The sequence below is a fragment of the Paenibacillus sp. LjRoot56 genome (assembly GCF_964253335.1).
Classification (GTDB): Bacteria; Bacillota; Bacilli; order Paenibacillales; family NBRC-103111; genus Paenibacillus_E; species Paenibacillus_E allorhizoplanae.
In genome coordinates this window covers 231,339-245,091 of the sequence record NZ_CAXURV020000001.1, presented here as the reverse complement: position 1 = coordinate 245,091, position 13,753 = coordinate 231,339, and the positions used below count along the sequence as shown (strand labels likewise).

The window sequence follows — 13,753 nt, the reverse complement described above, 5'->3', positions numbered from 1 at the left end:
ATAATGAGTGATTCCGTATTTGACCCTATAGCAGCAGCGGAAGCTTTGGAAGCGAATCTGCGAGAGCTGGTTACAGTGGGCGGGCTTCGCCCTGGTAACATTCTTGTGATCGGTACGAGTACGAGTGAAATTCTCGGGCATCAGATTGGGACATCGAGTACGCTTAATGCAGCGAAGCCGATTTTTGAGACGGTTGCGCGCATTTGCGGCGAATTCGGGCTGCATGCAGCCTATCAGTGCTGCGAGCATTTGAATCGTGCGCTGATTGTGGAAGAAGAGTTGCTGGCGCTGGCTCCGCAGCTTGAACCGGTATCTGTGATTCCCGTGCCGAAGGCAGGGGGTTCGATGGCCTCTTATGCGTACAGACACTTCTTGAAGCCGGTTGTTGTCGAGACGATTCAAGCGCATGCAGGCATCGATATTGGCTCAACGCTTATTGGGATGCATCTGCGCAGAGTCGCTGTTCCCGTAAGGCCGCTGGTTCGCCATATTGGCCAGGCTTATGTCACTATGGCATTCACTAGGCCGAAGCTCATCGGTGGTACTAGAGCTGTATATTCCGCAGATCTGGCGGATCAACTTTATCAACAAGCTGCACCTGATGCAGATTGCTAATTTATTATTAACGATTATCCTTAGGAGGAATATGAGATGACAAACTTTTTGAGCAAGCAAGATCCGAAAATCGTAGAAGCAATGAACCTTGAGCTTGGCCGTCAACGCGACAAAATCGAGCTAATCGCTTCCGAGAACATCGTGAGCCAAGCCGTTCTTGAAGCTATGGGTACTGTACTTACGAACAAATACGCAGAAGGCTACCCAGGCAAAAGATACTATGGTGGCTGTGAGTACGTAGACATCGTGGAAGATATCGCTCGTGACCGCGCGAAAGAGCTTTTCGGTGCTGAGCACGCGAACGTTCAACCGCATTCCGGTGCACAAGCGAACATGGCTGTTTACTTGGCAGCTCTAAACCCTGGTGACACGGTTCTTGGTATGAACCTTGCGCATGGTGGTCACTTAACACACGGTAGCCCAGTAAATGCTTCCGGTATCCTTTACAACTTCGTAGCTTATGGCGTAAGCGAAAAAGATTTCCGCATCGACTATGATGATGTTCGTAAAGCAGCTTTCAAACATAAGCCTCGCATGCTCGTAGCTGGTGCAAGTGCATACCCGCGTACGATTGATTTCGAAGCATTGGCTTCGATCGCTAACGATGTAGGCGCATTGTTCTTCGTTGATATGGCGCATATCGCTGGTCTAGTTGCAGCTGGCTTGCACCCGAACCCAGTACCACACGCACATTTCGTTACAACAACAACACACAAAACGCTTCGCGGTCCTCGCGGCGGTATGATCCTTACGAAGAAAGCTTGGGCTGCAGCAATCGATAAAGCGGTATTCCCTGGTTCCCAAGGTGGACCTTTGATGCATACAATTGCAGCGAAAGCTGTTTCCTTCGGTGAGGCTCTTCAACCGGATTTCAAAGTGTACGGTCAAAACGTAATCAACAACGCACAAGCTTTGGCAACCGCTCTTACAGCTGAAGGTATCAACCTTGTTTCCGGCGGTACGGACAATCACTTGATGTTGGTTGACTTGCGTAACCTTAACATCTCCGGTAAAGACGCAGAGCACGTTTTGGATGAGATCGGTATTACAGCGAACAAAAACGCAATTCCTTTCGACCCAACTAGCCCGTTCGTAACAAGCGGTATCCGTTTGGGTACACCGGCTGTTACTTCCCGTGGTATGGACGAAGAGGCAATGAAAACCATTGCGAAGGTTATCGGTCTTACTTTGAAAAATCCGAAAGACGAAGCTACGCTTGAGAAAGCTCGTGGTATGGTGTCTGATCTAACGGCACAATTCCCGCTTTACCCAGGTTTGACTTACTAATAGCTATTTTTATAGGGCCAGCTCATAGGAGCTGGTCTTTTTTTGTTCACATCCCCACCGCAACTCCCGGCTGCCCCGCGAACTAACTGGATTTTCTCCATCTGTTTGAAGCTTATTTCTCAAATCGGAAGGATTAACTGTATATCCTGTAGGTAAATTCCTTCGTTTCGCTCGATTCAGCATGTATGAGATACATTAGCTGTACTTTTTCCATCTATTCACGACGACACGTTAGAATCGAGAAAATTAGCTGTAGTTTATACATCTAAACACCGCTCGCCAGTCACCATGCACTCACCAGCCACAAGCCAGCCACAATCCTGCGCCAAGCCAAGGTCAGTTCACACCAATCTTCCAAACACATATCCCAAAACTTCAAACCATCTTACGAAAATATGAAACCTTTCAGCGCGGCAGACGCCTTACACTGGTTCTGTACGAATGTAAACACTTACACAGCTAGGAGAGGTGTACATGAATTTTCAGGAGATGCTTCGGCCTGTGCCGGCTGGGGCGAAGTTCGAGCTAGATGGATGGCATGTTTGGTGTGGATCGATGACACAAGATGCGGAGGGGAGGTATTACTTGTATTATTCGCGTTGGCCTGAACGTGCTGGTTTTGAGGCATGGGTCACGCATTCCGAAATCGCCTATGCGGTTGCCGATCACCCGTTGGGTCCGTTTCATCACGTGGATACGGCTTGGACATGTAGAGATAGCGCAGTGAGCTGGGACAGGGATGTGGCACACAATCCAGCCATTTTGCGCCATGGTAATCGTTATTACTTGTATTACATGGGAACGCATGGCCCCGAGTTTGATCTCGACCGACCTGCCGATGAGGCAACTTGGTGGGCGTATCGTAACCATCAGCGTATCGGCGTGGCTGTGGCTGATCATCCCGCTGGTCCATGGACTCGAGGGACGTCGCCCGTGCTCGATGTCTCCCCAGGAGAGTGGGATGGACTCATGACGAGCAACCCTACGGTGTGTGTGACCGCTGACGGCCGTATCCTGATGATGTACAAAGGTGTGGCCGAGGGCCCTCCACCAAAGGGCGGGGCAGTTAATGCGGGCGTAGCCTTCGCAGATCATCCGCTGGGACCGTTTCGCAAGCAGCCAGAGGTGGCGGTATCGAACCCAACGAACGATTGGGCGGTAGAGGACCCTTATGTTTGGTGTCACGGCAACGAGTACTATTCATTGATGAAGGACTTTCAAGGTTATTTTACGAAATTTGAACGGGGCTCAGTGGCCTTATTTGAATCATCAGACGGCATTGCGTGGCAACCATCGCGGCATGTACTGGCTTTCGATTTACAAATTCCCTGGGCTCACCGGGTAGCACAATCCGTCCTCAGACTGGAACGCCCCCAGCTATGGTTCGATGAGAGCGGAATGCCTGCCGTCCTGCTGTGTGCCGTGCTTGAACGGGAGGGAAGCCGATCGTATAACATACGAATCCCATTAGGAAGAGATGAATGATGATTTTCAAGCCTTTGATTACATCACGCTCGCCAAAAATTGATCTAGCAAAGCCGTCTCCAACTAGGAGGCGGCTTTCGTATTTCCGAAGATTTTAGACCATCTGCCAAAGATATGAAAAGGATCGCTTCTTCCGCGGCGCTACAATAAAGGTATAACAAACAGAGAGAGGAGAGGCAGCTCATGCATCGAACGATGAACCTGCTGCGGAGATACGGTGTCATGTATGCCCTATTAATTCCGGGCTTGCTGTACTTTGCGGTATTCAAATATGTGCCGATGGTGTACATCGCCGCTGCATTTAAGAACTACAACGTCCTGCAAGGACTCTGGGAAAGCCCGTGGGTCGGCTGGCAGAACTTTCAGCTATTTTTCGATGGTGTGTACTTCAAGCAAATTATCGGAAACACCATTCTGATCTCGTTTTACAAGCTCGTATTTTCGTTTCCAGCGCCAATTATACTCGCTTTAATGCTCAATGCCGTTACCTCAACGGGGTTCAAAAGAACCATCCAAACCCTGACCTACTTGCCTCACTTTCTGTCATGGGTCATCATCTACGGGTTGCTGGTGGCTTTCCTCGCACCTGGAACAGGGCTTGTTAACCAGTTGTTAACCACCTTCCACTTAGACCGCATATCCTTCTTAACGGAGTCTGGTCTGATTCGATCCCTTATCGTAACAACGGATATTTGGCAGTCAGTCGGTTGGGGAGCCATCATTTACTTGGCAGCGCTCACAGGTATTGATCCAAGCCTTTACGAAGCGGCAACGATGGACGGCGCGTCTCAGTCCCGTCAGTTATGGCATATTACACTGCCAGGTATTCGCAACGTCATTATCCTCATGCTCGTGCTGCGGCTCAGTGCCATTCTTGATGTTGGCTTTGACCAAATCTTCATTATGCTCAATCCGCTTAATCAAGAGAAGGCCGATGTTATCGAGACATGGGTGTATCGGGTCGGTTTACAAGAGGGACGCATTGGACTTGCTACCGCCGTGGGATTGTTCAAATCAGTAATCGGCTTCGTGCTTGTACTTGGTGCGAATCGGATTGCCAAAAAATTCGACGGACAAATCTGGTAGAAGGAGGAATTATCCATGCGTCACATGACCACTGGCGACCGACTCACCCAAGGTGTTAACTATTTGCTGCTCAGCCTGCTCGCTGCTTCCTGTGTATTGCCATTCCTGTATGTCATCAGCGTCTCACTAACACCGATATCCGAGTTCATTAAGAAAGACGGGCTAGTCATTATTCCGACGCATACCACATTGACGGCATATCGAGAGATTATGCAAGGGGGCCGATTACTCGATGCCTACCAAGTGACCCTCTTTCGTGTCATTGTCGGTACGCTGCTGAACTTAGTGTTCACCGTGATTACAGCACTTCCACTATCACGCAAAGCGTTGCCTGGTCGAAGCCCATTCCTGCTTTTCATCGTATTCACCATGCTGTTCAACGGCGGTATTATTCCGGGCTACTTGCTCGTGAAAAATATAGGACTGCTCGATTCCGAATGGTCACTCATCATTCCTGGATTGATCAATGCGTTCTATCTCATGATTGTGAAAAGCTTTTTCGAACAGCTGCCAGAGGCCATTGACGAGGCTGCTCGTATCGATGGAGCGGGGGAAATCGCCATCTTGGTACGCATCGTTATTCCGCTGTCTGTACCGATTATCGCGACGATTGGCCTTTTCTACGCCGTGTGGCACTGGAATAGTTATTTCGATGCCCTGCTCTACATCAACACCCCAGAGAATCAGCCTGTACAGCTATTTCTAAGGCAGATCTTACTCGCCTCTGTCGCAATTAGCGGGGATGCAGCAGAAGCTGCTAACTCGGTGAACCCCATTTCGGTCCAAATGGCGTCCGTCGCCATTACAACGTTACCGATTCTGGTTGTGTATCCGTTCATCCAGAAGCATTTTACCCGAGGTGTTCTGCTTGGCTCTGTGAAAGGTTAATGTGGGGCCAAAATCGATGATATCTAGAGGCAACTCTCGATATAGCATGTATAATAGACTAAAGGGAGAGGTTCAAGATGAAAAAGAATCACGCAAGTGCGTTGCTTAGTATGACTGTAATCCTAGGGGTTGTTGCTGCAGGCTGCAGCAAGGCTGAGAATACGGCTTCACCAAGCGCGAGCGTTGCCCCCTCTACAGGAGCCTCGCAAACGGCAAAACCGGTGGAAGCTGACAAGAAGTATAAAGTTAGCTTTTATAATACAGTCGGTTATCGGTTAACAACGCCAATGCCGGCGAAAGAGCAGGATCCCATTCGTCAAATGATCGAGAAAGACAATAATATGGATCTCGACATGATCATGGGTGGTGAGAACTGGAAGGATAAGCTCAACCTGCTGATCTCCTCTAATCAAATTCCGGATATCGTCTCTTTTCCTGACCGTGCCTCTGCGATTAAATACTACGATCAAGGCTTGCTTGCCGATCTCGATGATTTGTTGAAGGAGTTCCCAGAGCTTCCGAAAGCATTCGACCCCTCGCGCCTCGAGCCTATGAAATATAAAGGTCATACGATTGGTTTACCAGCTTCCGAAGCCGTTGGCGGCGTGAATGGTTGGTGGATCAACAATACTTGGCTCAAAAAGTTGAACCTGTCAGTTCCGACAAATCCACAAGAATTGCTCAACGTTATGAAAGCGTTCACTTTTAATGATCCAGATGGTAATGGCAAGAACGATACGTATGGTTATGTCGCGATGCTGCCGAAGGACGGCTCACTGGGTTATAGCACGAGTGGTGCGCAAGGCTTCCAACAGATTTTCTGGATGTACGGTGTACAGCCTAACTTTGTAGATGTCAAAGATGGTAAGGTGGTTGTCTACAACACCGACGCGAAGACGAAGGAAGCGCTGACGTTCATTAAAGAAATGATCGATACGAAAGTTGTTGACCCGGACTGGGTAACGATCGACGACGGACTCAAACGTGATAATAAAATGTACCAAGGCAAGGTTGGTATTATGATCGAAGACTGGCGCCGTTCGGAGCCTGCGGAAACGAAGAAAATGCAGGATGCCGGAGGCAGTGTACCGGAATGGAAGCAAATTGCGCCGCCAAAAGGGCCGTATGGGGATCAAATCCTTGACGTGAAACCATTCCAGCAGTCCCTCATTGGACTTTCGAAGGAAGCGATGAAGGATGCTGGTAAAGCTAAGCGTGCCATGCAGTTCATTCAATATCTATACACCAATAAAGACGCGTATCCATTCCTAGCTTATGGGATCAAAGATAAGTCCTTTACTGTGACGAATGGCACACCGAAGTTAATCGATAGATCTACTTACAACGAGAAGGAAATTGAGTGGCGCTATAACTATGCTTTCGTTCGCAAAGCGACGGACGGCGTGTACTTCGACTTCCAAAAACCTGATATCACAAACGCGAACCAGAAGATTAACACGAGTTACTTGAAGGATAATAACGTAAATCCACGTGTTTTTGACGATCCGGCTGACCCGATGTCGCAAGATCGCCTCAAATATGCCAATGAAATGATGCTCAAATTCGTAACGGGCAAAGAGCCTCTGACGAACTGGGATACGTACGTGAAGACGCTGCAGGACAAATTCAAGCTGAACGATGCGATTGCCAATTATACCAAGCAGTTGCAGGGTGACGGTGTAATAAAATAAATAGGGTAGGGAAAAGGGGAGACGCCTCCTCTTTTTCCACATTTGTATAGCTAGCTACGAGGGGTGCGCACATGCGAGATTGGATCAAGAAATGGTTTCACAACATATCATTCCGACTGTTTCTGGTCTGTTTCGTCTTCGTGCTCAGCTCGGAGGCTATTCTAAGCGGCTTATCCTACCGCTATATTAAGAATGAAATTACGTCTAGTCAGCTCAACCAAGCGACACAGTTGCTGCATAAGGAAGAGGAATATATCGATCTGTACTTTCTTCTTGTGCAAAATACGATTGGCCAACTCTCCACTTCAGCGGCTTCGTGGCGTAATGATCTGACGGCTGCGCAAGCTGCCCTGGAGAATGCCTATAGGGAGAACTCGGTCATGCTGACAGACGTGTACGTGATTCGCAAGGATTTATCCATTCTGGGCGGGAATCCTGTAACCAAGGTCATTAACGACGCTAGAGATGATCGTGATCCTCTATATAAAATGGCTTATAGCAACGCCTATGGGGCCGTGACGGTTAGCCAGCCGTATCAGAATTTCTTCTCCGGTTGGACAGTCACTTTCACCAAAGCAATTACCATAGCTGGCGAACCCATGGCCGTGGCTGTGGATCTGAATCTAACTGCGATGCAGGAGCGATTGCAGAAAATTGGCGGCGGTAGCAACGATTTGCAGTTAGGCATTATGGACAAAGAGGGACGTGTCATTCTGGAGCCAGCGGGCAGCCGCCTGTTTAGTATCGTTGATCATCGTCTGAGCTTTGATGACCGAGATGGTCGGGAGCTTGTCGAGTCCAAGGACGATGTCTTTACTGACCATATGAACGGCACAGCTGTGACCATTATGAAGAGCATTAATCCTCGTACCAAATGGATTGTATTTGCCTTCTATGACGGAACGACGCTGCAAACTTCGCTCAAGAGGATGGAGACATTTTTCGTAGGCCTGCTGCTGCTTGGCTTCTTGCTTAGTGTGTTGACGGCCGGCTTCGTGGCCCGCATGATTCGAACGCCTGTGTATTATCTGATTCGTAAAATCAATCAAGTCGGTCACGGAGATTTGAACGTTAGCATATCGAGCGCACGCCGTGATGAATTCGGCAAGCTGGCAGCAACATTTGATGATATGCTAGGCCAGATTCGCACCTTAATTGAGCATGTGAACCGTGGCGAGCGCAAGAAGAAAGAGTTAGAAATTCAAGTGCTACAGTCTCAAATCAATCCGCATTTTCTATACAACACGCTAGGTTCTATTTCCAATGTGGTCGCATTTGAGCGCTATCATGAGGTCGATAACATCATTGAAGCACTAATTTCAATTTTGGAATACGGTATTACGGAGTTCTCAGACCGTGTCAGCTTGGAACAGGAATTGCGGAATGTGAAAGATTATTTATATATCCAGAAGATCCGATATGACTGTGAATTTGAGCTCATAGAGGAGATTGATCCAGTTACTTTAGAACTTCCTGTATTGAGGATGGCGTTGCAACCGATTGTGGAGAACAGTATTTTCCATGGCTATGCAGGTGGACGTAAGTCAGGAGCTATACGGTTGTCTGCCGTCCGTCGTGATGGCAAACTCATTGTTGAAGTTGAGGATCAAGGGATTGGTATGACACCTGATAAGACAACTGAGCTATTACTTGAGGATCCTGTAGGGAGAAATTTTGATCACCGTAAACGAATAGGCTTGTACAACATTCATCAACGCATCCGTTTAAATTACGGGGAGCCTTATGGGCTTAGCGTATGGAGTGAACCAGGTCGTGGAACATGTGTAACACTGACATTCCCAGATGATACAGCACAGGATCAGCTTGAGGAACGCGGAAGGGGGGAGGCGCAATGAGAGAGGTGACTTGCCTCATTGTGGATGATGAGCCGCCGATGGTGCAGCGGCTAGAGACATACTTCGGGCGGTGGGCCGAGCGGCGGATGCCATTCCGGTTAGTTGGTCGTGCTTATTCGGGCGCTGAAGCGCTGGAGAAGGCTGCAGAACTGCGTCCTGATCTCATTATCACGGATATCGTGATGCCTGGCATGGACGGGATTGAGCTCGTTCGTCAGCTGCGGGAACGATTGCCTGGTGTGGAAGTCATCATCCTAAGCGCCTATTCGGATTTTGCCTATGCCAAACAAGCGATTGCTATGGGTGTGTTTGAATATTTGGTCAAGGTACCCTTGCGCGAAGAAGATGTACGCACGGCCTTGTCCAAAGCACGCGATAACGTGATCGCACGTGAGGAGAAGGAGCGGCACCTACAAACCCTCAGCGGATCCGTGAAGGAGAATTCCTATCGTCTGCGCAAGCATCTGCTAGAAGAACTACTCCGTGGAGAGGTATCTGATCCTGTCATGGAGCGCCGAAGTGCAGAGCTAGTACCAGGTTTTGAGCCGCGGCAATATGGGTGCTTTGCTGTGCGTTTTGATAATTACGATGTATTCTGCTCGGAGTATTCACCAGCGGACCGTAACATGCTCAAGTACGGCATGTTAAATATTATCGAGGAAGTGCTCCGAGAGAATGGGAGCTGCTTCGCTTGTGAGTTGCAGCAGGGCGTCATTGTTGCCCTGGCTACGATTCGGGCGGGCAGCGAACAATCGTTCGACCGAATCTGTTACGAGCTTGGGGAAAGCATCCGTGATGCGATAAAAACGTATTTACGGATCTCGGTTTCGATGGGTGTGAGCCGGATGTACAACGGTTGGGGTTCCGCTTCAGCGGCCTATGAGGAAGCCAAAGGTGCGCTTGACGACACTTTCTACGCCAGCTTTGGCACGGTGATTACGCCAAATCGCAGGCTAGGCTATAGCGAAAGTGACTGGCGCGAACTCACAGAACGCTTCGAGCAAGTGCTCGAGCGCTCTAGTGCGAAGTCGTCGGGAGGCGAAGCGCTTGCGCCTTTGCTGCATGTTTTGCATAACCATCGGATTATTCCTGGCAAGATGCTGGGTTATATCGAGGGCTGGTGTGCACGCCTTCGCCAACGGTTGCTATCTGCGGATGATGAAGTTACAGCCGATGTGGTTACATTTGCGGACTGTACGCATCTGCATCAACTGGTGGAGCGGCTGCGCGTGGAGTGGGAGAAGCTGCACGCCCGTGCAGAAGGGAGCGGTCTGCGCCCCGAAATGGTGAAGGCGATGCGTTTCGTTGAAGATCACCTGAAGGAATCAATTTCCTTAGGCGTTGTAGCAGAGCATATTCATTTGAATCCGACTTATGTGAGTGAGCTTTTCAAGAAAGAATTAGGGATTAATTTCACCGATTACGTCTCTAAGCGAAGGATAGAACGGGCCATCGAGTTGTTGCGTAAACGTGATTATTCGAATTTAGAGCTTGCTGAGGCTGTTGGTGTTCATAATGAGAAGTATTTTTGCACCTTGTTCAAAAAAATAACCGGGACCTCTCCACAGAAGTTTGTCGCAGCAAGCTGGAGAGATTGACGAGGAGAGAGTTGCTTTGTTACCAAAGGAAGCTCGAGATCAATTCGAAGAATCGATTTTTCATAATCCACCTGCTACCTATAGAAGCACGCCATTCTGGTCATGGAATGATAAGCTGGAACCCGAGGAGCTTCGCAGGCAAATTGGCGAAATGAAGCGAGCTGGGCTAGGTGGCTTTTTCATGCACACGAGGCAGGGACTGCTTACCCCTTATATGGGCGAAGAATTTCTGGATGCGGTAGAAACAGCAGCGGAAGAAGCGAAGGCTCAAGGGCTTGAAGCTTGGTGTTACGATGAGAACGGATGGCCTAGTGGAACAGCTAACGGTTTTGTGCCGGCACTGGGAGCTTCCTATCAACAGAAGTCACTAGAGGGTATCCGAGTCGAAAGAGAGGATGCTTGGCAACAGGTTGAAGCGCTTAAGCAGGATCCAGACTTCCTGTACCTGCTTGTTCGTCGAGAGAACGAGCAGCAATGGAGGGTGCAAGAGGCGGCTGCGGTGCTGGACGACTGGGATGTCGCAGTGGCTGTAATGTGTCGCGTGAATCCTTATTATATTGATATTTTATCTAAAAAAGCCATGGAGGCTTTCCTGCAGGCGTGCCACGATGTTTATTTCCAGCGTATGGGGGACCGTTTCGGTGAAGCAGGAATGCCGGGCATTTTCACCGATGAGTTTAAGTTCTCAGGTGTTCCGTGGTCTGTTGACTTCGCACAAGAGTACTCTGTACGTTATGGGGATTCGATTGCGAACGCGATCGGTTGGCTGCTAACAGAAGCGGATGAGTCTATGAAAGATGCAGCCTATCGCGCACGCTATCAGTTCTGGCATCTAGTAAGTGAACGATTCCAAACGTCAGTTCGTTTGGTAGCTGACTGGTGCGAGGCACACGGCTGGCAGCTGACAGGTCATTTCATGGGGGAAGACACTCTCATGGACCAGATGCAGTATACGGCCGGCGTGATGCCGCTGTATGAACGGATGCATATGCCGGGTATTGATATGCTGGGGCGGACGCCGCGTAGTACGTTGCTGCCTAAGCAGGCTGCCTCGGTAGCGCGGCAGTTGGGTAAACCGTTCGTGATTACAGAAACCTTCGGTTGCTGTGGTTGGAACTTGAGCTTTCGCGAGATGAAGCGCATCGCGGAGTGGCAGTTTGTCCTAGGTGTGAACCGACTATGCCCTCATCTGCAATCCTACTCGATTCGTGGGGTTCGGAAGCGGGATTATCCGCCTTCGCTTTACATTCAGCAACCGTGGTGGAACGTGTACAGTCAGTTTAATGATTACTTTGCGAGGCTTACGTATTTGTTGACGCTCGGGAAGGCGGCTCCAGGGATTCTTGTGCTGCATCCGATGCGATCAGCTTGGCTCCTGCAAAGCGTGAAGGATAGTAGTGCTGTAGAGCGCATGCAGGACCGAATGGATGAGTTAGCCCATGGACTATTAGCGCTTCAGCGTGATTTCGATTACGGGGACGAGACGTTGATGGAGCGCTACAGCCGTGTCTTGGACGGCGTTTTGCAAATTGGGGAGCAGGCATACGATACGGTGATCGTGAATGATGTGCTGACGTTGGAGGCTTCAACCCTAGCACTGCTGAAATCATTCGCAGAAGCCGGGGGAAAGGTTATTCTGGTGGGTGAAGCGCCTCGTTACTTGAAGGGGGAGCGGTGTGAGGAGTTGTCATTGTGGTTCTTACGCGATCGCATTGTTCGTGTTGCGGAATTAAGTGACTTGCGTGAGCATGTGAAAGCACGTCAGGATTGGCTTCCAGTGGAGGGTACATCACAGGAAGCATTGCGAAAACTCTATGTGCAGGAACGGCGATTGCCAGGTGTGACGTTACTTTATGCTGTGCATACGGGTGATACCGGGATGATCGAGTTGGAGATTCCAGCGTCTGATCGGCGAGTATGGATGGAGCTGGATTTGGAAAAAGGAGAAAAGGCCGAAGCTGATGCACGAATGTTGTCATTGCGAATAAAGCTAGCCCCAGGCGATTCGAAGCTCTTCACCGTTTGGGATAGAGAGGCAGCGGTGGAGCCGGCCCCATTCGGATATACATCTCAGGCAGCATCTCCTTCACTGAATGAGAAGACATTCTCAGTAGTTGAAGCGAACGTAGATGCGCCATGGGACTACCAATTGTCAACATCTAATACCCTGACACTCGACTATGCCGCCTATCGAATAGATGGAGGAGAGTGGACATCTCCTACTTATGTGCTGAACATCCAAGAGCATTGTATCGCGATGCAGCGACCGGTGCACATTGAGCTGGAGTTCACCTTCGAGACGGATGCTGAGCTGATGCGGCAGACGGATCGTTCACTGTGGAAGCTGGCAGTCGAGCGTCCTGAGCATTGGGAGCTAGCGATCAATGGACAGTATGTCCATGCGGAGGATGCTGACGGCTGGTTTGGCGGTGACCGCAGCTTCCCAACGCTGAGAATTGGCGAATTTGTGCGGGAGGGCAGTAATCGTATCCGCATGTCTGGATCCTTTTATTGTAACGATGATGTCTATCGGTTCTTCGGTGTGGCAGGTGCTAATTTGGCTCCAATTCGCAATAAGCTCTTATTCGATGTTGAAGTCGAAAGCAAGTATGTGCTGGGGCCATTCGCTGTGAAGCCACATGGCGGCTGGGAGCAGGCAGAGCGCGAGGCGTTGTGGACGGAAGGTCCATTCACGTTAACCACACTGCCGAAGCAGCTTCACTTGACGGACGTCACGACGCAGGGATTGGTGTTCTATTCGGGACGAGTGACCGCAGACAAAACGCTTACCTTACCCGAGCAAGTGTTGAAACATATTCGCAACAATAACGGAAGGCTCGTCCTTCAGTGGGACGCTATGCGCTGTCCAGCTATGAACATCACAGTGAATGGTGGAACCACCCATACGATTCTCTGGGGAGCCCACCAGCTGGACGTAACAGATGAAATAGTGAGCGAACAGGTACAGCTCCAAATCGAACTGCTGACCAGCGGGCGCAATACATTTGGACCCCATCATCATCTAAAAGGGGAAGTCACCTTTGTTGGCCCCACCAGCTTCACCGATAAAATCGGTTGGGTCGATGCAGGTGCCGATCACATATGGACGGATCGCTATTGTTTGGTCAGCTGCGGGCTGACCGGCGTTCAATTGTTGCTGGTTAACGCCAGCTAAACCTCACATGCAAACCCTTGTATGAGCCCATTTTCCGATTGGAAAGTGCGGTTCACGAGGGTTTTTTGTCAT

General features: G+C 49.7%; 9 protein-coding genes. All 9 read left to right on the top strand.

The annotated features are described in order from the left end of the window. The first annotated feature begins 3 nt into the window (after positions 1-3). On the top strand, positions 4-615 hold the full coding sequence (locus tag ACSQ8O_RS01080; protein ID WP_436240125.1) for a TIGR01440 family protein: 612 nt from the start codon (positions 4-6) through the stop codon (positions 613-615). A 36-nt stretch (positions 616-651) separates the two neighbouring features. Continuing rightward, entirely contained in the window at positions 652-1,902 is a 1,251-nt protein-coding gene (glyA, locus tag ACSQ8O_RS01075) for a serine hydroxymethyltransferase (protein ID WP_056611727.1), read from the top strand. Positions 1,903-2,376: 474 nt separating this feature from the next. After that, the gene (locus tag ACSQ8O_RS01070; RefSeq protein WP_436240124.1) at positions 2,377-3,387 is read left to right on the top strand and encodes a glycoside hydrolase family protein; all 1,011 of its coding nucleotides are present in this window, start codon (positions 2,377-2,379) and stop codon (positions 3,385-3,387) included. Between the two features lie 183 nt (positions 3,388-3,570). After that, positions 3,571-4,473, top strand: coding sequence for an ABC transporter permease (locus ACSQ8O_RS01065; RefSeq protein ID WP_436240123.1), 903 nt, complete (start codon positions 3,571-3,573; stop codon positions 4,471-4,473). 15 nt (positions 4,474-4,488) lie between these two features. Further along, on the top strand, positions 4,489-5,361 hold the full coding sequence (locus tag ACSQ8O_RS01060; protein WP_436240122.1) for a carbohydrate ABC transporter permease: 873 nt from the start codon (positions 4,489-4,491) through the stop codon (positions 5,359-5,361). Positions 5,362-5,438: 77 nt separating this feature from the next. Further along, positions 5,439-7,052: an extracellular solute-binding protein gene (locus tag ACSQ8O_RS01055; RefSeq protein WP_436240121.1), complete on the top strand. Its 1,614-nt coding sequence runs from the start codon at positions 5,439-5,441 to the stop codon at positions 7,050-7,052. Between the two features lie 71 nt (positions 7,053-7,123). Next, positions 7,124-8,908, top strand: coding sequence for a cache domain-containing sensor histidine kinase (locus ACSQ8O_RS01050; RefSeq protein WP_436240120.1), 1,785 nt, complete (start codon positions 7,124-7,126; stop codon positions 8,906-8,908). After that, positions 8,905-10,506, top strand: coding sequence for a response regulator (locus ACSQ8O_RS01045; protein WP_436240119.1), 1,602 nt, complete (start codon positions 8,905-8,907; stop codon positions 10,504-10,506). Before ACSQ8O_RS01050 ends, ACSQ8O_RS01045 begins: the two co-directional genes overlap by 4 nt. 16 nt (positions 10,507-10,522) lie before the next feature. Further along, positions 10,523-13,681, top strand: coding sequence for a glycosyl hydrolase (locus ACSQ8O_RS01040; protein ID WP_436240118.1), 3,159 nt, complete (start codon positions 10,523-10,525; stop codon positions 13,679-13,681). Positions 13,682-13,753: the final 72 nt, after the last annotated feature.

Excerpts from the sequence above, each read along its gene's own strand:
- ACSQ8O_RS01080 (WP_436240125.1), top strand. The coding sequence starts at position 4 with ATGAGTGATTCCGTATTTGACCCTATAGCAGCAGCGGAAGCTTTGGAA.
- glyA (WP_056611727.1), top strand. The coding sequence starts at position 652 with ATGACAAACTTTTTGAGCAAGCAAGATCCGAAAATCGTAGAAGCAATG.
- ACSQ8O_RS01055 (WP_436240121.1), top strand. The coding sequence starts at position 5,439 with ATGAAAAAGAATCACGCAAGTGCGTTGCTTAGTATGACTGTAATCCTA.
- ACSQ8O_RS01045 (WP_436240119.1), top strand. The coding sequence starts at position 8,905 with ATGAGAGAGGTGACTTGCCTCATTGTGGATGATGAGCCGCCGATGGTG.
- ACSQ8O_RS01070 (WP_436240124.1), top strand. The coding sequence starts at position 2,377 with ATGAATTTTCAGGAGATGCTTCGGCCTGTGCCGGCTGGGGCGAAGTTC.
- ACSQ8O_RS01060 (WP_436240122.1), top strand. The coding sequence starts at position 4,489 with ATGCGTCACATGACCACTGGCGACCGACTCACCCAAGGTGTTAACTAT.
- ACSQ8O_RS01065 (WP_436240123.1), top strand. The coding sequence starts at position 3,571 with ATGCATCGAACGATGAACCTGCTGCGGAGATACGGTGTCATGTATGCC.
- ACSQ8O_RS01050 (WP_436240120.1), top strand. The coding sequence starts at position 7,124 with ATGCGAGATTGGATCAAGAAATGGTTTCACAACATATCATTCCGACTG.